Source organism: Anabaena sp. FACHB-1237, from assembly GCF_014696225.1.
Taxonomy (GTDB): Bacteria; Cyanobacteriota; Cyanobacteriia; order Cyanobacteriales; family Nostocaceae; genus FACHB-1237.
The window spans coordinates 84,260-104,790 of record NZ_JACJPV010000010.1; the positions used below are offsets into that span (position 1 = coordinate 84,260).

Sequence of the window (20,531 nt, forward strand, 5' to 3'; positions counted from 1 at the left end):
TCTACTCCCTACTCCCCAATGGAGCAAATTATGGCAACAGAAACTACAGAAGTAAAGGCGATCGCCCGATACATACGCATTTCTCCCTTTAAAGTCCGCCGTGTACTCGACCAAATTCGTGGCAAAACCTATAGAGAGGCATTAATTATCCTAGAATTTATGCCCTATAGAGCTTGTGAACCTGTATTAAAGGTTCTCAGAAGTGCCGCAGCTAACGCGGAGCATAATGCTGGTTTAGATAGAGCTAGTTTGGTTATTTCCCAAGCCTTTGCTGATCAAGGACCGGTGTTGAAACGGTTTCAACCTAGAGCACAAGGTAGAGCTTACCAAATTCGCAAACCAACCTGTCATATTACTGTGGCTGTATCGGCAGGTAATGAGTAATGAGTGATAAGTGACAGGTGACAGAGGTAAGAATATCCATTACCAATCACCAATTACCAATCACCAATTATCAATTATTTTTAGAGGAAGCATTTGTGGGACAGAAAATTCATCCAGTTGGCTTTCGACTGGGTATAACACAAGAACACCAATCTCGCTGGTTTGCAGATCCTGACCAATATCCAGAACTTCTTAAAGAAGACCACAAACTCCGCCAATACATCGAGCAAAAACTAGGTAGATATGCTCAAAATAACGCTGGAATCTCAGAAGTGAGAATTGAGCGCAAAGCAGATCAAATTGACCTGGAAGTGCGTACAGCTAGACCTGGTGTAGTGGTAGGACGTGGTGGACAAGGAATTGAATCACTGCGAACTGGACTACAAGAAGCATTAGGAGGCAACCGCCAAATTCGCATTAACGTTGTGGAAGTGCAAAAAGTTGATGCTGATGCTTATTTAATTGCTGAATATATTGCCCAACAACTAGAACGTCGGGTTTCCTTCCGTCGCGTAGTGCGTCAAGCAATTCAAAGAGCGCAAAGAGCAGGAGTCCAAGGGATTAAAGTTCAAGTTAGTGGTCGTCTCAACGGTGCAGAAATTGCCCGGACAGAATGGACTCGTGAAGGTAGAGTACCACTTCACACCCTTAGGGCTGACATTGACTATTCCTACTGCACAGCCAAAACCATCTACGGTATTCTTGGCATCAAAGTGTGGATATTTAAAGGGGAAATTATTCCTGGACAGGAAGAAGCACTATCTCAACCCAGTGGACGTGAAAGGGAACGTGAACCCCGTCGTCGTCAACAACGTCGTCGTCAGCAATTTGAAGATCGTTCTAATGAAGGGTAATGGGTAATGGGTAATGGGTAATGGGTATACCAATTACCAATTACCAATCACCAATCACCAATCACCAATTACCAAACAGTAAACCATGTTAAGTCCTAAAAGAACTAAATTCCGCAAACAACAACGCGGACGAATGGAAGGTCTAGCCACCCGTGGCAGTACCCTGAACTTTGGGGATTTCGGACTCCAAGCTCAAGAACCGTCCTGGATCACCTCCAGACAAATTGAGGCTTCCCGTCGGGCAATGACTCGTTATATTCGCCGGGGTGGTAAAATCTGGATTCGTATTTTCCCTGATAAACCTGTAACAATGCGCCCAGCAGAAACCCGGATGGGATCTGGTAAAGGTTCACCAGAATTTTGGGTAGCAGTGGTTAAACCAGGTCGGATCATGTTTGAAATCGCTGGTGTTACCGAAGAAATAGCCCGCGAAGCTATGCGACTGGCAGCTTATAAATTGCCAATTAAAACTAAATTTATTGTGCGCTCTAAGATTGAGGAGCAAGAGTAGATTATGTCTCTCCCTAAAATTGCAGAAGCAAGAGAACTAAGTGACGAAAAACTGGCAGAAGAAATTATTGCCGTGAAAAAGCAATTATTTCAACTACGCTTACAAAAAGCTACCAGACAATTACAAAAACCTCATCTGTTTAAACACGCTCGCCATCGTTTAGCACAATTACTGACAGTAGAGGGCGAACGAAAAATATCCGCTAGTGAGTCAAAAGCAGAATAAAGGAGATTATGGCAATTAAAGAACGAGTTGGCTTAGTAGTCAGCGATAAAATGCAAAAAACTGTGGTAGTAGCCATAGAAAACCGCGCTCCTCACCCTAAATATGGGAAAATAGTTGTCAAAACTCGACGCTATAAAGCTCATGATGAAGAAAATTCTTGTAAGGTGGGAGACCGTGTGCGTATTCAAGAAACTCGCCCCTTGAGTAAAACCAAGCGTTGGCAAGTGACAGAAATCCTCACCACTAAAGCTGGTAAGTAGTTGTTGTTATTGATTAACAACTTTATTCGGGAGACAAATTGTGATTCAACCCCAATCTTATCTGAATGTTGCTGATAATAGCGGAGCGCGTAAATTAATGTGTATCCGTGTCTTAGGCGCAGGCAACCGCCGTTATGGAGGCGTGGGCGATCGCATTATCGCTGTTGTTAAAGATGCCCAACCCAACATGGCTGTGAAAAAGTCAGATGTGGTAGAAGCGGTAATTGTGCGTACCCGCAAACAAATTAACCGTGATAGTGGCATGAGTATCCGCTTTGATGATAACGCCGCCGTGATTATTAACAAAGAGGGCAACCCCAAAGGTACACGCGTATTTGGACCTGTAGCCCGCGAACTCCGCGATAAAAACTTTACTAAAATAGTTTCCCTCGCTCCGGAGGTATTGTAATGGCAAAACCAAAACCCAAAGTCTTTCATAAAATGCACGTGAAGACTGGAGACACCGTACAAGTTATTGCTGGTAAGGATAAGGGTAAAGTAGGTGAAATAATTAAAGCCTTACCCCAAGAAAGCAAGGTTGTGGTTCAAGGTGTGAATATCAAAACTAAGCACGTTAAACCTCAACAGGAAGGGGAATCTGGCAAAATAGTTAATCAAGAGTATCCCATTCACAGTTCTAATGTGATGCTCTATTCCACCAAACAAAATGTTGCTAGTCGCGTTTGCTATACTTTTACCGCCGAAGGTAAGAAGGTACGAATGCTCAAGAAAACTGGCGAGATACTTGATAAGTAAAAAGTAAAAGTGAGTAAGTGCTTGATAATATCTTGACTTTTGATCTTTGGCTTTTGAATGCATGACTTTAAAATTCCCTGACCAAGACCAGGGACACAGGACAAAAAAATGGCCACACCAAAACTAAAAACCGTATATCAAGAAACCATCGTCCCCAAATTAACTCAACAGTTTCAATATACCAACGTACATCAAGTACCAAAAGTAATTAAAGTAACTGTTAACAGAGGTTTGGGAGAAGCCGCTCAAAATGCCAAATCATTAGAAGCTTCTTTAAACGAAATTGCGGTTATTACTGGACAAAAACCAGTGGTAACTAGAGCGAAAAAAGCGATCGCCGGCTTTAAAATTCGTCAAGGTATGCCCGTAGGGATCATGGTGACATTAAGAGGCGAACGGATGTACGCTTTTTTAGATCGCTTGATCAACCTCACATTACCCAGAATTAGAGACTTTCGTGGAGTCAACCCTAAAAGTTTTGATGGGCGTGGTAACTATACCTTGGGAGTTCGTGAACAGTTAATATTTCCAGAAGTCGAATATGACAGCATTGATCAAGTTCGTGGTCTGGATATATCAATTATTACCACAGCAAACAGCGACGAAGAAGGCAGAGCTTTGCTGAAAGAAATGGGAATGCCTTTTCGTGATTAATCAGTTCATCTAAAGAGGAAACGATGGCGGCACAGGACACAATTGCAGATATGCTAACGCGCATCCGCAATGCCAACATGGCAAGGCACCAAACCACTGAAGTGCCTGCAACAAGGATGACTCGTAGTATAGCTAAAGTGCTACAGGAAGAAGGCTTCATTGCGGATGTAAAAGAAGCAGGAGAAGGGATAAAAACCAACCTAGTAATTTCTCTGAAATACAAAGGTAAAAACCGTCAACCCCTAATCAGAGCCTTAAAGCGAGTGAGTAAACCAGGATTGCGGGTTTATTCCAATCGTAAAGATTTACCAAGAGTATTAGGTGGAATTGGTATCGCTATTATTTCCACATCCAGTGGAATTATGACAGACCGCGAAGCCCGCCGTCAAAACGTAGGCGGCGAAGTGCTTTGTTATGTTTGGTAAGAAAGAGGTGATAGGTGATAGGCAAGAGGTGGCAAGTACAATTTTAATTGTTTCTACCGACTCCCAACCCCCGACTCCCCTTTCCTCTGTTATAAAGGACAAAATTTAAGTCATGTCTCGTATTGGTAAACGTCCAATTAGTATTCCCGCTAAAGTACAAGTAACTATTGATGGCGCAAGCGTATCAGTGAAAGGTCCCAAAGGAGAACTTTCTCGCAGCTTACCCACCCAAGTCACAGTTACTCAAGAAGGGGAAACATTACTCGTCACTCGTCGTGATGATACTCGTACCTCCAGACAAATGCATGGTTTGAGCCGCACCCTAGTGGCCAACATGGTAGAAGGAGTGTCCCAAGGTTTTCAACGTCGGTTGGAAATTCAAGGGGTAGGTTATCGCGCCCAAGTTCAGGGACGTAACCTGGTTTTAAACATGGGTTATAGCCATCAAGTACATATTGAACCCCCAGAAGGTATTCAGTTTGCTGTTGAGGGTACTACTAACGTCGTAGTTAGTGGCTATGACAAGGAAATAGTCGGTAACACAGCAGCGAAAATTCGCGCCGTTCGTCCGCCAGAGCCTTACAAAGGCAAGGGTATTCGCTATTCTGGCGAAGTAGTTAGACGTAAAGCTGGTAAGACTGGTAAGGGTGGTAAGAAATAAACATGAGACTTACTCGCAGAGAATCAAAACAGCGTCGTCATCGGCGCGTGCGCGGAAAAGTTAACGGATCTCCCGAACGTCCCCGTTTAGCAGTATTCCGCTCTAACGAGCATATTTACGCTCAAGTGATAGATGATACTAAACAGCATACTATAGTAGCAGCTTCCACCGTAGAACCAGAAATAAAAGCAAAAATCAGTACTGGCGCTAATTGTGATGCTTCTGCTCAAGTAGGTAAATTAGTAGCTGTTCGCGCCCTAGAAAAAGGTATCACCAAGGTGGTTTTTGATCGTGGTGGCAACTTGTATCATGGTCGTATTAAGGCATTGGCTGAAGCTGCACGAGAAGCAGGTTTAGATTTCTAACAGGAGAGCAGAAATTTATGGTAAGCGGTCGTCGTAAGCAGACCCGTGCAAAGAAAGAAGAAACTACTTGGCAAGAGCGAGTGATCCAAATTCGCCGCGTTAGTAAAGTGGTTAAGGGTGGTAAAAAACTGAGCTTCCGGGCTATTGTCGTTGTTGGCAACGAACGCGGCCAGGTAGGTGTGGGTGTTGGTAAGGCTTCTGACGTAATTGGGGCAGTGAAAAAAGGTGTGGCCGATGGCAAAAAACACCTCATTGATATCCCTATTACTAAAGCTAACTCCATTCCTCATCCTATCAATGGTATTGGTGGTGGTGCCAAAGTAATTATGCGCCCTGCTGCACCAGGTACAGGTGTAATTGCTGGTGGTGCGGTACGTACTGTATTAGAGTTAGCAGGAGTAAAAAACATTCTTGCTAAACAGTTGGGTTCTAATAATCCTTTAAATAATGCTAGAGCAGCCGTTAATGCTTTGTCCACACTACGAACCTTAACAGAAGTGGCTGAAGATCGTGGTGTTAGCATTGAGAAACTCTATATTTAAGGTACTGGTAGCAGGAGTCAGGAGTCAGGAGTCAGGAGATCAAGAAGTCAGGAGTCAGAATAAAGAATAATACACAATCCAGAATTTTTTCCTCTGCTCCCCTACTCCGCACCCCGTACTCCCTGTGACAACTTAAAAATCCAAAATCTAAAAATCCAAAAGTAAAATGAGACTCAATGATCTTAAGCCCCAAAAAGGCTCAAAAAAACGTCGTAAGCGTGTAGGTAGAGGTATTTCTGCAGGACAAGGTGCGAGTGCTGGTTTAGGGATGCGGGGACAAAAATCTCGTTCTGGTAGTAGTACCCGCCCTGGTTTTGAAGGTGGTCAACAACCTTTATACCGTCGGATACCTAAACTTAAAGGTTTCCCCCTGATTAACCGCAAAATTTACACTACGATTAATGTAGAGAAATTGTCTAGTTTACCTCCTCACTCAGAAGTAACTGTAGATTCTTTGTTAGCAGCAGGTATTCTCACTGCTTGCAAAGGTCAACTGAAAATCTTGGGTAATGGCGAATTGACTGTTCCTCTGAAAGTGAAAGCTGCCGCTTTTACTGGCTCGGCTCGCGCTAAAATTGAGGCGGCTGGTGGCAGTTGTGAAGTTGCATAAAGGATGTCATCTATCAGCCGTTAGCTTTCAGCCATAAGCCTCTAACTTTGAATCATTAAAATCATAAAAGCTGATAACTGATTACGAACGGCTGATATCTGATAGCTGATTACTTACACAGGTACAATTTATGATCAGTCGAGACAAAGCTCCAACGGCTCAAGAAACTTTTATGCAGATGGCGCAGGCAGCCGGACTCAGGGGTAGGCTGCTTGTAACTGTCGGTATTTTAATTTTGGTACGTCTGGGTATATTTCTACCAGTTCCAGGTATTGATAGACCTACATTTGCAAAGGCGATAGAGAATAATAATTCTATCTTTGGTTTATTGGATATCTTCTCTGGACGAGGACTGTCTACTTTGGGTGTCTTCGCTTTGGGGATTTTACCCTTTATTAATGCCTCCATTATTATCCAATTATTGACTGCGGCTATTCCATCTTTAGAAAATTTACAAAAAAATGAAGGTGAGGCTGGTCGCCGGAAAATATCCCAAATTACACGGTATGTCACTGTGGGCTGGGCAATTGTTCAAAGTGTGGCTTTTTCCGCATTATACCTCCAACAATTTGCTTTAAACCCAGGTCCTGTATTTGTGGCAGAAACAGCGATCGCTCTCACAGCAGGTTCAATGTTCGTGATGTGGGCTTCGGAACTGATCACAGAACGGGGTATAGGTAATGGTGCATCTTTATTGATTTTTGTCAATATTGTCGCTTCTTTACCAAAATCTTTAGGTGATACCATTGACTTAGTGCAATCAGGGGGTAGAGAAATAGTAGGTCGTGTTGTTGTCCTGATATTGGTTTTCCTACTGACTATTGTAGGTATTGTCTTTGTTCAGGAAGGAATGCGCCGAATACCCGTTATTTCTGCACGTCGTCAGGTAGGACGTAGAGTATTGGCAGAACAACGCAGTTTTCTACCTTTACGGTTGAATCAAGGTGGTGTGATGCCAATCATTTTTGCCGCAGCCATGCTGAGTTTGCCTTTGCTGCTGGCTAATTTTACTAAGAACCAGGAACTTTCCACGATTGTAAATACCTATCTCACTCCTGGAGGTTCCGGTGCTTGGGTTTATGCTTTAGTCTACATGATCGCCATTATTTTCTTTAGCTATTTCTATTCTTCATTAATTTTGAATCCCGTAGATGTGGCGCAAAATTTAAAGAAAATGGGTTCTAGTATCCCTGGTATCCGCCCTGGTAAAGCTACTAGTGAATATATTGAGCGTGTTAGCAACCGATTGACTTTGTTAGGTTCTCTGTTCTTAGGTTTAGTGGCCATTATTCCCACAGCCATTGAAAGTACCTTAAATGTCCCCACTTTTAAAGGTTTGGGAGCTACCTCTTTATTGATTCTAGTAGGTGTGGCTATAGATACAGCCAAGCAAATTCAAACCTACGTTATCTCTCAACGCTATGAAGGAATGGTGAAACAATAGTGACGCGATTAATCTTCTTGGGGCCACCAGGTGCAGGGAAAGGAACTCAAGCAAAAACCTTGGCTGATTTTTTGCACATTCCCCATATTTCTACGGGTGATATTTTACGTCAAGCTACCAAAGACCAAACTCCTTTAGGCATAAAAGCACAAGCCTATATGGATGCTGGCGATTTAGTTCCTGATGATCTCGTCCAGGATATGGTTCAGGAACGTTTACAACAGCCTGATGCAGAAGTCGGCTGGATTTTGGATGGCTTTCCCCGTAAAGTAAGCCAAGCAGAGTTTTTGGGTCAGTTACTAGCAGAAAATAAACAAGGTGATGTTAAGGTCATTAACCTTGATGCTCCTGATGATGTTGTAATTACCCGCTTATTAGCTAGAGGTAGAAAGGATGATGAGGAAAAGGTGATCCGTCATCGTCTCGATATTTATCGTGATGAAACCGCTCCTTTAATTGCTTATTATACCCATCTTCAACAACTAATATCTGTTAATGGTAATCACCCACCAGAAGAAGTTGCCACAGTTTTACAAAACATCATAGCTCATTAAAACGGTGATAGGTGGTTGGTAATAGGTAATTGGGCATATAATAATTAGTTTCAATAATTAGTTTGAATTAATTTGCGCCCTATTCCATCCAGTCACCTTTTCCACAAATCATAGCCTAGTAGCAAATTTTAGCTAAGATATATTAATAAACTGTTGATATTTTTCTCCAAATATGTTCTTAAATACCAGGAAAGTATAACAGCATCATGAAAAACTGTTGAGTTGAGGAAAACACTTGTCTAAGCAAGATTTGATAGAAATGGAAGGAACTGTCACCGAGTCGTTGCCTAATGCTATGTTCCGGGTAGATTTAGACAACGGCTTTAACGTTCTAGCACATATTTCTGGTAAGATTCGCCGTAATTACATTAAGATTTTACCAGGCGATCGCGTCAAAGTGGAATTAACCCCCTATGACTTGACCAAAGGTAGAATTACCTATCGCCTACGGAAAAAATAAATCTATGTAAAAAATCTTACCATAAATCCTCCACTGGTCTTTTCCAGTCACAAAACTACAATATTTTCTGTAGAAATGCTATAATTTACTATTTGGAGTCAATTTTAAAAGGCATGAAAGTAAGAGCCTCTGTCAAAAAAATCTGTGATAAGTGCAGCGTGATCAAACGTCGTGGTCGCGTGATGGTGATTTGTGAAAACCCCAAGCACAAACAACGCCAAGGATAACACAAAAAAAGCTGATTTGAACAAGTAAAAAAGATATTATATCTTGATAAAATTAATCAGCACAACTTAGAAACATAAAAACGTGACCCGGGTTACGTTTAACCAAATGCAATTGTGAAAACAATAGGGAGATATTAATTGTGGCACGTATTGCCGGAGTAGACCTACCACGCGATAAGCGGATTGAAATTGGTCTGACATACATCTACGGAATTGGTTTATCCAGAGCGCAAGATATAATTGCAGCTACCGGAGTTAATCCAGATACCCGCGTAAAAGACCTAAGTGATGCGGACTTAGCAGCATTGAGAGGCGAAATTGAAAGCAACTATCAGGTTGAAGGAGATTTACGTCGTTTAGAAGGCTTGAATATCAAGCGTTTAATTGATATCGGCTGCTATAGAGGAAGAAGACACCGGATGGGTTTACCAGTGCGTGGACAAAGAACCCGCACTAATGCTAGAACCAGACGCGGTAGAAGACAGACAGTGGCTGGTAAGAAGAAAGCCCCTGGCAAATAAAAACGTTCAACTTGCTCTTATTAGCAAGTCTTATCTTAAATTTACCAAAGAAATATGGCCAGACAACCAACAAAAAAAACCGGGAGTAAAAAGCAGAAGCGGAACGTACCTAACGGCGTTGCTTATATCCAGTCTACATTCAACAATAGCATTGTTACCATCACCGATCAAAATGGAGATGTGATTTCTTGGGCTAGTGCTGGTTCTAGCGGATTTAAAGGCGCGAAAAAAGGAACCCCTTTTGCCGCCCAAACTGCTGCAGAAAGTGCCGCCAGAAGAGCAATTGATCAAGGTATGCGACAAATTCAGGTGATGGTAAGCGGACCTGGTGCTGGTAGAGAAACCGCTATTCGGGCTTTACAAGGCGCAGGTTTAGAAATTACCCTCATTCGTGATATTACCCCCATTCCTCACAACGGTTGCCGTCCCCCCAAACGTCGTCGAGTTTAAATTTTCTCATCTGACAGTGAACAGGTGATGGGTGACACAGGTGACAGGTGATGGGTGACACAGGTGACACAGGTGACAGGTGACAGTCAACAGTCAACAGTTAACAGACTTTTGACTTTTGACTTTTGACTTTTGACTTTACGAAGTGAGGGAGGCTACTCCGTGGCGCAATTTCAAATTGAATGTGTAGAATCTAATGCTGAAGAAAGTCGAAGCTATTACAGCAAGTTTGTTCTTGAACCACTAGAGCGTGGACAAGGAACAACAGTTGGAAATGCATTACGACGGGTTTTACTTTCTAACCTAGAAGGAACAGCAGTAACAGCAGTGAGAATTGCTGGCGTTACTCATGAGTTTGCCACAGTTCCCGGTGTGAGAGAAGATGTACTAGAAATCCTCATGCGCATGAAGGATGTTATTCTCAAGAGTTATTCTTCTCAACCCCAAATAGGTCGTTTACTTGTAAACGGACCTGCAACTGTGACAGTGGCACATTTTGATTTACCTAGCGAAGTAGAAGTAATTGATCCAACTCAGTATATTGCCACCGTTGCTGAAGGTGGAAAACTGGAAATGGAGTTTAGAATTGAGCGTGGTAAAGGCTATCGTACTGTAGAAAAAGGTAGAGAAGAGGCGACATCGTTAGATTTTTTACAAATTGACTCGGTGTTTATGCCGGTGAAAAAGGTCAACTATACGGTTGAAGAGTCTCGCGGTGATGCTTCTAGGGCTAAAGACAGATTACTTTTAGAACTATGGACAAATGGCAGCGTATCACCACAGGAAGCACTATCATCTGCGGCCAGTATTTTGGTAGATTTATTTAATCCTCTCAAAGATATCTCTCTTGAACCTAGTGATATGGGTTCACATATCCCTGATGATCCTACCGCACAAATTCCTATTGAGGAATTACAGCTATCTGTTCGGGCTTATAACTGCCTAAAACGCGCTCAAGTTAATTCTGTGGCTGATTTATTGGATTATACCCAAGAAGACCTGTTAGAAATTAAAAACTTTGGTCAAAAGTCAGCAGAAGAGGTGGTAGAGGCTTTACAGCGACGACTAGGAATTACTTTACCTCCAGAAAGAAGTTCTAAAAGTAGCTAGTTTAAGCTAGTTGTTAAATGATTACCAATTGTTAATAATTCATTATTCCTTTGTTATGCGTCATCGTTGCCGAGTTAAAAAACTAAATCGTCCCACAGATCAACGTAAAGCTTTATTGAGAGCTTTAACTACAGAGTTGGTGCGTCATGGTCGGATTACTACTACTTTAATGAAAGCTAAAGTATTACGTCAAGAAGTAGAAGAAATGATCACTCTAGCTAAAGAGGGTTCTTTGGCAGCACGGAGAAAGGCTTTAGGGTATATTTACGATAAAACCCTAGTTCATGCCCTGTTTGAACAAGCTCCTACTCGCTATGCTGATCGTAAAGGTGGATATACTCGTATATTACATACAGTACCCCGTCGTGGTGATAATGCGCCCATGGCAATTATTGAATTGGTTTAAACTGTATTAGTTTTAACTATACTGTATTAAATACAATTTGTAATTAATGCAAAATTGACAAACGCACAAAGAAAAACTACCTTGATGTTAGTCAGCCAGGATCGTGGAAAGAGTCAAAAAGTAGCCTTGGTCATTCAGTATCTAGGCACTCATTTTCATGGATGGCAACGACAAAAAGGACAGCGTAGTGTTCAAGAAGAGATAGAAAGGGCGATCGCTGAGGTTTTAGGGCATCATGTCACCTTACATGGTGCGGGGAGAACTGATGCTGGAGTTCATGCTGCTGCTCAGGTTGCCCATTTTCAAGCTACAGGTTTAATACCAGCTCACAGATGGGCAAAAATTCTCAACAGCCGTTTGCCCCCGGATATATTAATTAGGGCTTCTGCGGGTGTGAGCGATAATTGGCACGCTCGATTTAGTGCTATATATCGTCGCTATCGCTATACAATATACACTGAACAGTTAGCGAATTTATTCTTACAACCTTTCAGTTGGCATTATTATTATGCACCGTTGGATGAAACCTTAATAAAATCCGCTTTAACACCACTGCTAGGAAAACACCATTTAGCAGCTTTCCATCGTGCTGGATCAGCCAGAAAGCACTCCTGGGTAGAAATACAAGCAGTGGAATGTAGTCGTCAAGGTCCAGTAATTCATATTGAAATTCAAGCAAATGGATTTTTATATGGCATGGTACGACTATTAATAGGAATGGTGGTAGAAGTAGGTTCGGGAGCGAGAAGTTTAGGGAATTTTACGGAAATTTGGCAACAAGAACGCCGGGAGGAAGTAAAATATGCTGCTCCATCCCAAGGTTTATGCTTATTAAGAGTTGGCTATCCTGATTTTCCCTTTCCCTCGGAAATTTGGTATGACACTCAACCAAACTTATTATTTGGTAATCAAGCAGTTAACAGGTGACAGTTATAAATAATTATGCCGCACCCCGTACTCTATACCCCATTAACTGATAACGGAAAAAACAACAGACAAAGAAAACATAACCATGAGTAAAACCTACCTTCCTCCCGTGGACGCGATTGTGCGTGACTGGTATGTAGTAGATGCTACCGATAAACGTCTAGGCCGCTTGGCCAGTGAAATTGCCATGATCTTACGTGGTAAAAAAAAGGCCGAATATACTCCCCATTTAGATACAGGGGATTTTGTAATAGTAGTGAATGCTGATAAAGTAGCAGTTACGGGTAAAAAACGTACCCAAAAACTGTACCGTCGTCATTCTGGCCGTCCTGGTGGGATGAAAACAGAGACATTTGCTAAGGTTCAGCAGCGTGTACCCGAAAGAATTATCGAACACGCTGTGAAAGGGATGTTACCCAAAAATAGTTTAGGTAAAGAATTATTTACTAAACTCAAGGTTTACGCAGGTCCTACCCATCCCCACGCAGCGCAAAAACCCAAAGAACTGAACATTAATACAATTCCTGGAGAAAACTAAAGTTATGGTGAAAACAGCAGAAGCGAAAAGTGGTCGCGCTGTGTACTGGGGTACAGGCCGTCGTAAGTCCGCAGTGGCTAGTGTACGGTTAGTCCCCGGTGAAGGAAAATTGACTGTAAATGGCAAAGATGGAGAATTATATTTCCAATTCAATGCCAACTACTTAGGACTAATCAAAGGACCTTTAGAAACCTTGGGATTAGAAAACGAGTATGATATTCTCGTTAAAGCTGTGGGCGGCGGTTTAACTGGACAAGCGGACTCTATTCGTTTAGGTGTAGCGCGTGCTTTATGCGAAATAGATCCAGATAACCGTTCTCCTTTAAAGACAGAAGGTTATTTAACCCGTGATCCTCGTGCTAAAGAACGGAAGAAATACGGTCTACATAAGGCTCGTAAAGCTCCTCAATACTCGAAACGTTAGTTTTTTAGGAGTCAGGAGACGCTACGCAGACCTAGCGGTTCAGAATTTTCACTCTGCACCCCGCACTCCGCACTTAGTGATAGTATCGTGATCAATACTATCTGTTATAATTTTCATAGCAATACACCACAAAAGGAACAATGGCTAAACCTGATATTCATCCCCAGTGGTATCCAGAAGCAAAAGTTTACTGTAACGGTCAAGTAGTAATGACTGTGGGTTCAACAAAGCCTGAACTGCACGTAGATGTATGGTCTGGAAACCACCCATTTTACACTGGTACTCAGAAGATGATTGATACTGAAGGTCGCGTAGAACGCTTCCTCCGTAAGTATGGTATGTCTAGCGAACAGGGCGATAAAAATAAAAAGTAGCTGGTTGGCTGTAGCTGTTTACGACGATCCTGTGTAGGGGTAAAGCATTGCTAAACCCCTACCGCTTGTCATTTAATGCTTGAGCCAATTTTGTTATTTTTTAAGGAGCGATCGCAGAAATTATGGCAGAATCATATTTACTGGAGAAGTTAAAATCTGTTGAACAAACTTTTCATGAATTAACTCGTCGTCTAGCTGATCCTGATACGGCTAGTAACCCCGATGAGTACCAAAAAATTGCTAAGTCTCGCTCTTCTTTGGAAGAGGTGGTGAATACTTATGAGACTTGGAAAACCGCCCAAGAAGAGTTAATTGGTGCGCGTCAGGTACAAAAAGAGTCTAATAGTGATCCAGAGTTGCAAGAAATGGCTGCTTTGGAAGTGAAGGAGTTGGAAGACAAGTTAGAGTTTCTGGAAGAACGGTTAAAGATTTTACTTTTACCCCGTGATCCTAATGATGATAAAAACATTATGTTGGAAATTCGGGCGGGTACTGGCGGTGATGAGGCTAGTATCTGGGCGGGTGACTTATTAAGGATGTATTCTCGCTATTCTGATAGTCAGGGTTGGCGAGTAAAATTGGTCAGTGAGTCCCTGGGGGAAATGGGCGGTTTTAAGGAAGTTATTCTGGAAATTCAAGGCGATAGTGTTTATAGTAAGTTAAAATTTGAAGCGGGTGTACATCGTGTTCAGCGTGTACCAGCAACAGAGGCAGGGGGTAGGGTACATACTTCTACAGCTACAGTGGCTATTATGCCAGAAGTGGATGATGTGGAGGTGCATATTGACCCGAAAGATATTGAAATGACTACTGCGCGTTCTGGTGGGGCTGGTGGACAAAATGTGAACAAGGTGGAAACTGCTGTTGACTTGATGCACAAACCGACGGGAATTAGAATTTTCTGTACAGAAGAGCGTAGCCAGTTACAAAATAAGGAACGGGCGATGCAAATTCTGCGGGCGAAGTTGTATGAGATCAAGTTGCGAGAACAACAGGAAGCTGTTACTTCTATGCGGCGATCGCAGGTAGGTACAGGTTCACGCTCAGAAAAAATCCGTACTTATAATTACAAGGATAACCGCGCTACTGATCACCGTTTAGGTCAAAATTATTCTCTTAACCCTGTTTTAGAAGGGGATCTGGAAACTTTAATACAGTCTTGTATTTCTCAAGATCAACAAGAACGTTTAGCGGAGTTAGCGGCTGGTAATGCAAGTTAATTCAGTGGATTAGTAATAGTAAATTGTGCGTCGCGCTTTGCAAACGCACTTTACTGAGAATTTATAACCATTGTCTACCACTAAACTGCCATCTAGGAAAAGCTATTCTCATGATGCTTTAGTTATAAAAACTGATAACCCAGAAGTTTTAAATCCTGCAATAAAACTTTACAATCTTTGCGTTTTACCCAGCTAAAATCCCTTGTCTATTGAGAATAGAGTTATTAACTGCTCAAATTTAGTATCATTAATGCACAAATTGGATAATAACAGGACTTACGCAACTGGCACATTGGTAGGGTGTGGTTCGACAAGCTCACTAACCATGTCAGACAGTATAAATCATGTAAATAACCAAATTGTTGATATCTGACGCACCCACTGAACAGATTTTTTACTGTGACACTTGCGTAAGTCCTAAATAAATACAGCACATTCCATCTACATGAGGTACACTATGAACACAGCAAGACTTGTACTGAGCTTGTCGAAGTATGCCTGTGTTACAACGGTTTTATCATTAACATCTGTACCTCATAATAACGGAAACTGCTGTATCATCAAAGTCTTAACATTCAACACTTCTGGTATTTCTATTAGTTGCAATATCAAATAACTGATTAAACAGGAAATTACTTGAATTCTAATTCCATTCTCATTCTTTGTCATAAGTCTGTCTAACTTTAGGTGCATTTTTAACAATTTCCATAGCAATTCAATTTGCCATCTTTGTATGTAAATTTCCATATTTTTCTGATCACTTATGGGAAATTATTTGAGAGCGTAATTTAATTATTTTTTGCCTATATCTTCCTAAATTATATCAAATTATGGCACTTTTTTTAATTTTTTCCTAACATTCAACACTTCTGCAATTGTGGTTAATGCCCAGGTATGCTATAATGGTCATTTTAGTGCCAGAAGTTTTTAACTTAGGCAATTTATCCCAGTGACTTCTTGAATAAACAGTTACAAAATACATAAATCATAATAAACAGGAGCAAAATTTCTCAACATGATCAAACTGCGCCTAAAGCGATTTGGTAAAAAGCGCGAAGCAAGCTACCGCATTGTTGCTATTAAAAGCCTGTCTCGTCGTGATGGTCGTCCGTTAGAAGAACTAGGTTTTTATAACCCTAGAACTGATGAAGTAAAATTAGATGTTCCTGGTATCGTCAAGCGACTGCAACAAGGCGCTCAACCAACCGATACAGTCCGTCGTATCCTTGTAAAAGCTAACGTTTTTGAACAGGTCAGTGCAACAACCGCATCACAAGTTTGATATTACACCTCCAACGGGTCCTAACTATATTGGACTCGTAAAGTTTCTTGTACAGCCGTTTTTAGAATATCCAGACTCTTTAAGTGTTGATTGTGAAATGTCCCATGCATTAAAACGCGCTTGGATTCGCATTGCCTTTGACAGTACAGACAAAGGAAAAGTATTTGGACGGGGAGGAAGAAACATTCAGGCAATTCGTACAGTAATTGCAGCAGCAGCAGAAATGGCTGGACAGTCGGTATATTTGGATATATATGGCAACAATTCCAGTCGGGATAGTATGTCTTTTGATGAAGAACAAGAAGAGCGTACATCACCTCCAAGATCAAGAGAAAGGCGTAGCAATAATGTTTCTAGACCTATTGTTAAACCACGTTTACGCTAAAGATTAGCTGTCAGCCGTCAGCCGTCAGCCGTGGCATCATGATTAACACTAATAGCTGATAGCTGATAGCTGATAGCTAAAATTATCCAAAAGTACACAATTACAAAACTATGCTAGGAGATATAAAAATTACACTGCCAGATACTAGCAGCGCGATCGCTCTAGCAGGATATAGTGAAGCAAATCTCAAACTCCTATCGCAACAAACAGGAGCTAACATGGTTTTGCGCGGACAAGAATTATTCATTTCTGGTACAGATAACCAAAAAGAATTAGCATCTAAATTAGTGCGATCGCTAGAAAACCTCTGGAGTACAGGTAATATTATCTCTAGTGCTGATATTTTAACCGCCCGTCAAGCCCTGGATACCCACAGAGAAGATCAACTACAAGAACTACAAAAAGATATTCTAGCCAAAACTCGTAGAGGCTTAGAAATTCGGGCTAAAACCTTCCATCAGCGCAAATATATAGACTATCTGCGTCAAAAAGACTTAACATTTTGTATAGGTCCGGCAGGCACAGGTAAAACCTATTTAGCTGTTGTAGTAGCTGTAAAAGAACTATTAACAAATAAATTTGAACGCTTAATTTTAACTCGTCCTGCCGTTGAAGCAGGTGAAAGACTAGGATTCTTGCCGGGAGACCTACAACAAAAAGTTAATCCCTATTTAAGACCACTATATGATGCTATCAACGAATTTATAGATCCTGAGAAAGTTCCCAACTTGATGGAAAGGGGAATTATTGAAGTAGCACCATTAGCCTATATGCGCGGACGTACTTTAAATAATTCCTTTGTGATAGTTGATGAAGCTCAAAATACTACCCCAGCACAAATGAAAATGGTGTTAACTAGATTAGGTTTTAATTCGCGGATGGTAATTACTGGTGATGTGACACAAACAGACTTACCACCTCATCAACAGTCAGGTTTAGATGTAGCTTTAAGAATTTTAAAAAACGTGGAAGGAATAGCAATGTGTGAATTTACGCAAAAAGATGTAGTGCGTCATCCTTTAGTGCAGCGTATAGTTTCAGCTTATGAGCAATATGAAAAATAGTCAATTATTTATTAGATATCTGATGGAAATCAGGCTAGAAAATCTACCTAATGTTATGCTTATCTGTAACTTTTTGATAATATCAGAAATCAGGGATGTGATAACATTAATTAATAAAAATTTGGGATAACCACCCATTCTTTCTAATACTGTTTTAGGTGGAGTTTGATAGTTGCTAACGGGTGTTTCTAAAGATGAAATAAATTGTAAAACAAGTGAAATTTTTTGATCACTAAGGTTTGTGATCGCTTCCAGTAGTTTTTGGTGTGGACTAATGGAGTACATAAAGTTTTATTGCTGTTGTCATAATTCCTAGTTTAGCAAATAAGAACAGAAAAGCGATCGCACTTATCACCTCCCCAAAAAGCGAACTGCTTGCAGCAGCGCAACGCTTACGCACCTCCTACATCCCCCAAAAAGCGATTCGTACGGAGCTTTTCCACATTCACAAAAATAAATCATGTTATAAATTTAACCAGCTAAATACTTCTTGAACAGTTATATCTAATTCAACCCCTGTAAGAACTAGTAAGTGATCGCTATTTTTAAGTTCCCTAACTCGGCGATCGCTGTCTACTACTAAAATACTCGCATCTTCGGGATCAAGCAACCAACCCAACTCAGTACCATACTCAGCGCAGTGTAGTAATTTGGATAGGACTTGTTTATATCTCTGATCGGGAGAGAGAATTTCAATAGCCCAATCTGGCTGGATGGATTTCAAAACCATTGGCAATCCGTCCTGATGGCAACAGAGGGATTCGCTCCCAACGAAATACAGCTATATCTGGAACGATCACTAACCCACCAAAAACACAGCGTACTTCTGGAAAAGCTTTGGCAATTTTTTGAGGTTTAGTAATTTGATTAATAGTTTCGCATAGATCGATCTGAAGTTGGCTATGTTCCCCTTGAGGCATAGGTTTCTGTGTGATTTGTCCATGAATAAATTCAGAAGCAGGTTCTGTTTCTGGCAATTGCAAAAATTCTTCGATGGTTGTGGGTTTAATTGCTGCAATAGTCATAGCTTTATGCCTTCTCAAACCTCTTTAATTTTAACAGCCCTCTCACACAAAAACGAACTGACAAGTCAGCACTGGCGCTATCGCACCTCCACATCCCAAAAAGCGATCGCCCCTGCACATCCCAAAACAGTGAAATACTTGCAGCAGCGCAACGCTTACGCACACTCCCAAATCCTGAACAGATTTGTTGTCCTCTCCAGGTGGTGTGCATTCTTATTGCTTCTTATTGAGAATAGGTTTTGATGACGTTTTTGGTGATTTACTGTTTCTCAAATGCCTTTTTTCACTTTATATGTTTGTTTTGATGCTCCCTTTAATTTTTTCTCTACGTAATTTCCCTCTGTGACAGTTTGGGGTGCGGAATGTGGGTTATATATATGATAGTAGTTGAAAACTAATGATGTTATAAACTCCTATAAGTGTAAGTTATATATTAACTTGCCTTTCCCTTAGCTAATTGATCTGACGCATAAATTATGAGCACAACATTGAAAGAATTTTTAGAATCCTGTGAAAACTTAGGAACATTGCGTTTAATAGTTACCAGCAGCGCCGCAGTTTTAGAACTCAGAGGTAAAATTGAAAAACTATTTTATGCAGAATTACCCAAAGGTAAATACGCGAATATGCACACAGAAAACTTTGAATTTCATTTGAATATGGACAGCATTAAACAAGTGAAATTTGAAACAGGAGAAGCAAAAAGAGGTAACTTTACCACTTATGCAATTAGATTTTTAGATGAAGAAGAAAAACCCGCATTAAGCATATTCTTACAGTGGGGAAAACCAGGAGAATATGAACCTGGACAAGTGGAAAACTGGCAAATATTAAAACAAAAATATGGCGAAATTTGGACACCTTTACCACTAGAAACATTGTAAAATATAAAACAGGCATCTTGCCTGTTATCCTATTATTTTCCTAGTCAATCATAGTAAAAATGTACATAAAAACATCTTTAAAAACACTAAAACTACTTTTGCAAACTTGTTTGATATTCCTGATATTATTAGGAAATAATCAAGCACTAGCAGGGGAATTATCAGAACATTTAAACAAGTTTCCTCAGTGGGAAAAATTAACATCTGTTAAACTTCCTGAAGGAGATTTATTGTATCCTGATTGGATGGCAGGAACATGGAAAGTTACTAGTACACTAATAGATTTAGCTGCACCTTTAGCACCAGATATAGTGACACCAGGTTTTGAAAGTAATCGCAGTCAATTAAATGTACCCATTAGTTTTGTTGTCAGGTTTATTAAAGTGAAAACTAGTAATTATCCTCTGAGAATAATTCCCCCAATACAGAATAATTTGCTCAGAAATGACAGCGAAATATTAGTAGCTGATCGAGCATTTAATAGCTTAAATATCACTAGGGCTTATTTAGGTGATGAAACTGTATTAGCTGTAAAGATTGATCCCCAGTCACCTAACCGACAAATTACATTTTTACGCCATGAGCGCCAATTAGTTTCTCATGTAATTGGTCGTGCTACAGAAACCTCCATAGATGGTAAATTTATTACGGCAGAGGTGTTTCAACAGTTATTTAAAGGTGGTTCAGTTCCCTATTTTAACACAGTAGAATCTACCACTGCTTATAGTCAAGTTCCTAATTCTCACGCTGGTATTACAGCAGATCAAGTTACATCCGTTTATCTGTCTCCCCAAGATCCTGACTATTTTAAAGCTGGTTTACATCCAGTAGCACTTTATCGTTATCATCTTAAATTTGCTAAATTGCGATCGCTAGAGGAATATTAAGGATGTCCATAGCTGAAAACCTTATCTAGCAAGGAATTGAGCATTTATAAAAAAACTTTGCTCAACCCCTTGCCAAAACCAAAAATTAGCGCTACTATTATT

General features: G+C 40.8%; 31 protein-coding genes and 2 pseudogenes. 31 read left to right on the plus strand and 2 right to left on the minus strand.

Translation table 11 applies throughout. The features are described from left to right. Positions 1-30: 30 nt before the first annotated feature. The 26 genes from rplV (at position 31) to prfA (ending at position 14,902) form a co-directional block, all read left to right on the plus strand. Positions 31-384, plus strand: coding sequence for a 50S ribosomal protein L22 (gene rplV, locus H6F32_RS07515; RefSeq protein ID WP_190368710.1), 354 nt, complete (start codon positions 31-33; stop codon positions 382-384). A 95-nt stretch (positions 385-479) separates the two neighbouring features. Further along, complete coding sequence (gene rpsC, locus H6F32_RS07520) at positions 480-1,238, plus strand: 30S ribosomal protein S3 (protein WP_190368777.1); 759 nt, start codon at positions 480-482, stop codon at positions 1,236-1,238. Positions 1,239-1,323: 85 nt separating this feature from the next. Next, entirely contained in the window at positions 1,324-1,749 is a 426-nt protein-coding gene (rplP, locus tag H6F32_RS07525; protein ID WP_190368711.1) for a 50S ribosomal protein L16, read from the plus strand. A 3-nt stretch (positions 1,750-1,752) separates the two neighbouring features. Beyond that, positions 1,753-1,974 carry a 50S ribosomal protein L29 gene (rpmC, locus tag H6F32_RS07530; protein ID WP_190368712.1) on the plus strand — a complete coding sequence of 74 codons (222 nt, stop codon included), beginning with the start codon at positions 1,753-1,755 and terminating at the stop codon, positions 1,972-1,974. An 8-nt stretch (positions 1,975-1,982) separates the two neighbouring features. Next, on the plus strand, positions 1,983-2,234 hold the full coding sequence (gene rpsQ, locus H6F32_RS07535) for a 30S ribosomal protein S17 (RefSeq protein ID WP_190368713.1): 252 nt from the start codon (positions 1,983-1,985) through the stop codon (positions 2,232-2,234). A 40-nt stretch (positions 2,235-2,274) separates the two neighbouring features. After that, positions 2,275-2,643 carry a 50S ribosomal protein L14 gene (gene rplN / locus H6F32_RS07540; protein WP_190368714.1) on the plus strand — a complete coding sequence of 123 codons (369 nt, stop codon included), beginning with the start codon at positions 2,275-2,277 and terminating at the stop codon, positions 2,641-2,643. Continuing rightward, the gene (gene rplX / locus H6F32_RS07545) at positions 2,643-2,990 is read left to right on the plus strand and encodes a 50S ribosomal protein L24 (RefSeq protein ID WP_242031078.1); all 348 of its coding nucleotides are present in this window, start codon (positions 2,643-2,645) and stop codon (positions 2,988-2,990) included. Before rplN ends, rplX begins: the two co-directional genes overlap by 1 nt. Positions 2,991-3,098: 108 nt before the next feature. Continuing rightward, the gene (gene rplE, locus H6F32_RS07550) at positions 3,099-3,644 is read left to right on the plus strand and encodes a 50S ribosomal protein L5 (RefSeq protein WP_190368715.1); all 546 of its coding nucleotides are present in this window, start codon (positions 3,099-3,101) and stop codon (positions 3,642-3,644) included. Between the two features lie 23 nt (positions 3,645-3,667). Then, a complete protein-coding gene (gene rpsH, locus H6F32_RS07555; protein ID WP_190368716.1) occupies positions 3,668-4,069 on the plus strand; it encodes a 30S ribosomal protein S8 in 402 nt (133 codons plus the stop codon). Between the two features lie 112 nt (positions 4,070-4,181). Continuing rightward, the gene (rplF, locus tag H6F32_RS07560; RefSeq protein ID WP_190368717.1) at positions 4,182-4,730 is read left to right on the plus strand and encodes a 50S ribosomal protein L6; all 549 of its coding nucleotides are present in this window, start codon (positions 4,182-4,184) and stop codon (positions 4,728-4,730) included. 2 nt (positions 4,731-4,732) lie between these two features. Then, positions 4,733-5,095, plus strand: coding sequence for a 50S ribosomal protein L18 (gene rplR, locus H6F32_RS07565; RefSeq protein WP_190368718.1), 363 nt, complete (start codon positions 4,733-4,735; stop codon positions 5,093-5,095). A 17-nt stretch (positions 5,096-5,112) separates the two neighbouring features. Continuing rightward, positions 5,113-5,637 carry a 30S ribosomal protein S5 gene (gene rpsE, locus H6F32_RS07570; protein ID WP_190368719.1) on the plus strand — a complete coding sequence of 175 codons (525 nt, stop codon included), beginning with the start codon at positions 5,113-5,115 and terminating at the stop codon, positions 5,635-5,637. Between the two features lie 166 nt (positions 5,638-5,803). After that, a complete protein-coding gene (rplO, locus tag H6F32_RS07575) occupies positions 5,804-6,247 on the plus strand; it encodes a 50S ribosomal protein L15 (RefSeq protein WP_190368720.1) in 444 nt (147 codons plus the stop codon). Between the two features lie 130 nt (positions 6,248-6,377). Continuing rightward, the gene (gene secY / locus H6F32_RS07580) at positions 6,378-7,691 is read left to right on the plus strand and encodes a preprotein translocase subunit SecY (protein WP_190368721.1); all 1,314 of its coding nucleotides are present in this window, start codon (positions 6,378-6,380) and stop codon (positions 7,689-7,691) included. Continuing rightward, positions 7,691-8,245, plus strand: a complete 555-nt coding sequence (locus tag H6F32_RS07585) for an adenylate kinase (protein ID WP_190368722.1) — start codon at positions 7,691-7,693, stop codon at positions 8,243-8,245. The genes secY and H6F32_RS07585 overlap by 1 nt, the downstream gene beginning before the upstream one ends. Positions 8,246-8,480: 235 nt before the next feature. Beyond that, a complete protein-coding gene (infA, locus tag H6F32_RS07590; RefSeq protein ID WP_006276978.1) occupies positions 8,481-8,705 on the plus strand; it encodes a translation initiation factor IF-1 in 225 nt (74 codons plus the stop codon). Positions 8,706-8,818: 113 nt separating this feature from the next. Next, a complete protein-coding gene (gene rpmJ, locus H6F32_RS07595) occupies positions 8,819-8,932 on the plus strand; it encodes a 50S ribosomal protein L36 (protein ID WP_190368723.1) in 114 nt (37 codons plus the stop codon). Positions 8,933-9,072: 140 nt separating this feature from the next. Next, complete coding sequence (gene rpsM, locus H6F32_RS07600; protein WP_190368724.1) at positions 9,073-9,453, plus strand: 30S ribosomal protein S13; 381 nt, start codon at positions 9,073-9,075, stop codon at positions 9,451-9,453. A gap of 54 nt (positions 9,454-9,507) precedes the next feature. Beyond that, positions 9,508-9,903, plus strand: a complete 396-nt coding sequence (rpsK, locus tag H6F32_RS07605; protein ID WP_190368725.1) for a 30S ribosomal protein S11 — start codon at positions 9,508-9,510, stop codon at positions 9,901-9,903. Positions 9,904-10,065: 162 nt separating this feature from the next. Next, positions 10,066-11,013, plus strand: a complete 948-nt coding sequence (locus tag H6F32_RS07610) for a DNA-directed RNA polymerase subunit alpha (RefSeq protein ID WP_190368726.1) — start codon at positions 10,066-10,068, stop codon at positions 11,011-11,013. Positions 11,014-11,068: 55 nt separating this feature from the next. Then, complete coding sequence (rplQ, locus tag H6F32_RS07615; RefSeq protein WP_190368727.1) at positions 11,069-11,419, plus strand: 50S ribosomal protein L17; 351 nt, start codon at positions 11,069-11,071, stop codon at positions 11,417-11,419. 84 nt (positions 11,420-11,503) lie between these two features. Continuing rightward, positions 11,504-12,346, plus strand: coding sequence for a tRNA pseudouridine(38-40) synthase TruA (truA, locus tag H6F32_RS07620; RefSeq protein WP_190368779.1), 843 nt, complete (start codon positions 11,504-11,506; stop codon positions 12,344-12,346). An 85-nt stretch (positions 12,347-12,431) separates the two neighbouring features. Next, on the plus strand, positions 12,432-12,884 hold the full coding sequence (rplM, locus tag H6F32_RS07625; RefSeq protein ID WP_190368728.1) for a 50S ribosomal protein L13: 453 nt from the start codon (positions 12,432-12,434) through the stop codon (positions 12,882-12,884). Positions 12,885-12,891: 7 nt separating this feature from the next. Then, a complete protein-coding gene (gene rpsI / locus H6F32_RS07630; protein WP_190368780.1) occupies positions 12,892-13,308 on the plus strand; it encodes a 30S ribosomal protein S9 in 417 nt (138 codons plus the stop codon). 140 nt (positions 13,309-13,448) lie between these two features. After that, positions 13,449-13,682, plus strand: coding sequence for a 50S ribosomal protein L31 (gene rpmE / locus H6F32_RS07635; protein ID WP_190368729.1), 234 nt, complete (start codon positions 13,449-13,451; stop codon positions 13,680-13,682). A gap of 122 nt (positions 13,683-13,804) precedes the next feature. Next, positions 13,805-14,902 (plus strand): peptide chain release factor 1, encoded by a 1,098-nt coding sequence (gene prfA / locus H6F32_RS07640; protein ID WP_190368730.1) that lies wholly within the window; start codon positions 13,805-13,807, stop codon positions 14,900-14,902. 582 nt (positions 14,903-15,484) lie between these two features. On the opposite strand, the pseudogene H6F32_RS07645 reads toward prfA, so the two are convergent. Continuing rightward, positions 15,485-15,667 (minus strand): annotated as a pseudogene (locus H6F32_RS07645) (transposase); the annotation flags it as partial. Positions 15,668-15,917: 250 nt separating this feature from the next. Here H6F32_RS07645 and rpsP point away from each other — a divergent pair. The 3 genes from rpsP to H6F32_RS07660 all read left to right on the plus strand — a co-directional run bounded on the left by rpsP (position 15,918) and on the right by H6F32_RS07660 (position 17,633). Continuing rightward, positions 15,918-16,184, plus strand: a complete 267-nt coding sequence (gene rpsP, locus H6F32_RS07650) for a 30S ribosomal protein S16 (protein WP_190368731.1) — start codon at positions 15,918-15,920, stop codon at positions 16,182-16,184. Then, positions 16,159-16,569 (plus strand): KH domain-containing protein, encoded by a 411-nt coding sequence (locus tag H6F32_RS07655; RefSeq protein ID WP_395939582.1) that lies wholly within the window; start codon positions 16,159-16,161, stop codon positions 16,567-16,569. Before rpsP ends, H6F32_RS07655 begins: the two co-directional genes overlap by 26 nt. A 110-nt stretch (positions 16,570-16,679) precedes the next feature. After that, positions 16,680-17,633: a PhoH family protein gene (locus H6F32_RS07660; RefSeq protein WP_190368733.1), complete on the plus strand. Its 954-nt coding sequence runs from the start codon at positions 16,680-16,682 to the stop codon at positions 17,631-17,633. Between the two features lie 463 nt (positions 17,634-18,096). Here the strand turns inward: H6F32_RS07660 and H6F32_RS07665 are convergent. Beyond that, positions 18,097-18,658 (minus strand): annotated as a pseudogene (locus tag H6F32_RS07665) (Uma2 family endonuclease). Between the two features lie 476 nt (positions 18,659-19,134). Here H6F32_RS07665 and H6F32_RS07670 point away from each other — a divergent pair. Together H6F32_RS07670 and H6F32_RS07675 are read left to right on the plus strand one after the other, a co-directional pair. Continuing rightward, positions 19,135-19,542: a ChuX/HutX family heme-like substrate-binding protein gene (locus H6F32_RS07670; RefSeq protein WP_190368734.1), complete on the plus strand. Its 408-nt coding sequence runs from the start codon at positions 19,135-19,137 to the stop codon at positions 19,540-19,542. Between the two features lie 59 nt (positions 19,543-19,601). Then, positions 19,602-20,429, plus strand: coding sequence for a DUF6816 family protein (locus tag H6F32_RS07675; RefSeq protein ID WP_190368735.1), 828 nt, complete (start codon positions 19,602-19,604; stop codon positions 20,427-20,429). Positions 20,430-20,531: the final 102 nt, after the last annotated feature.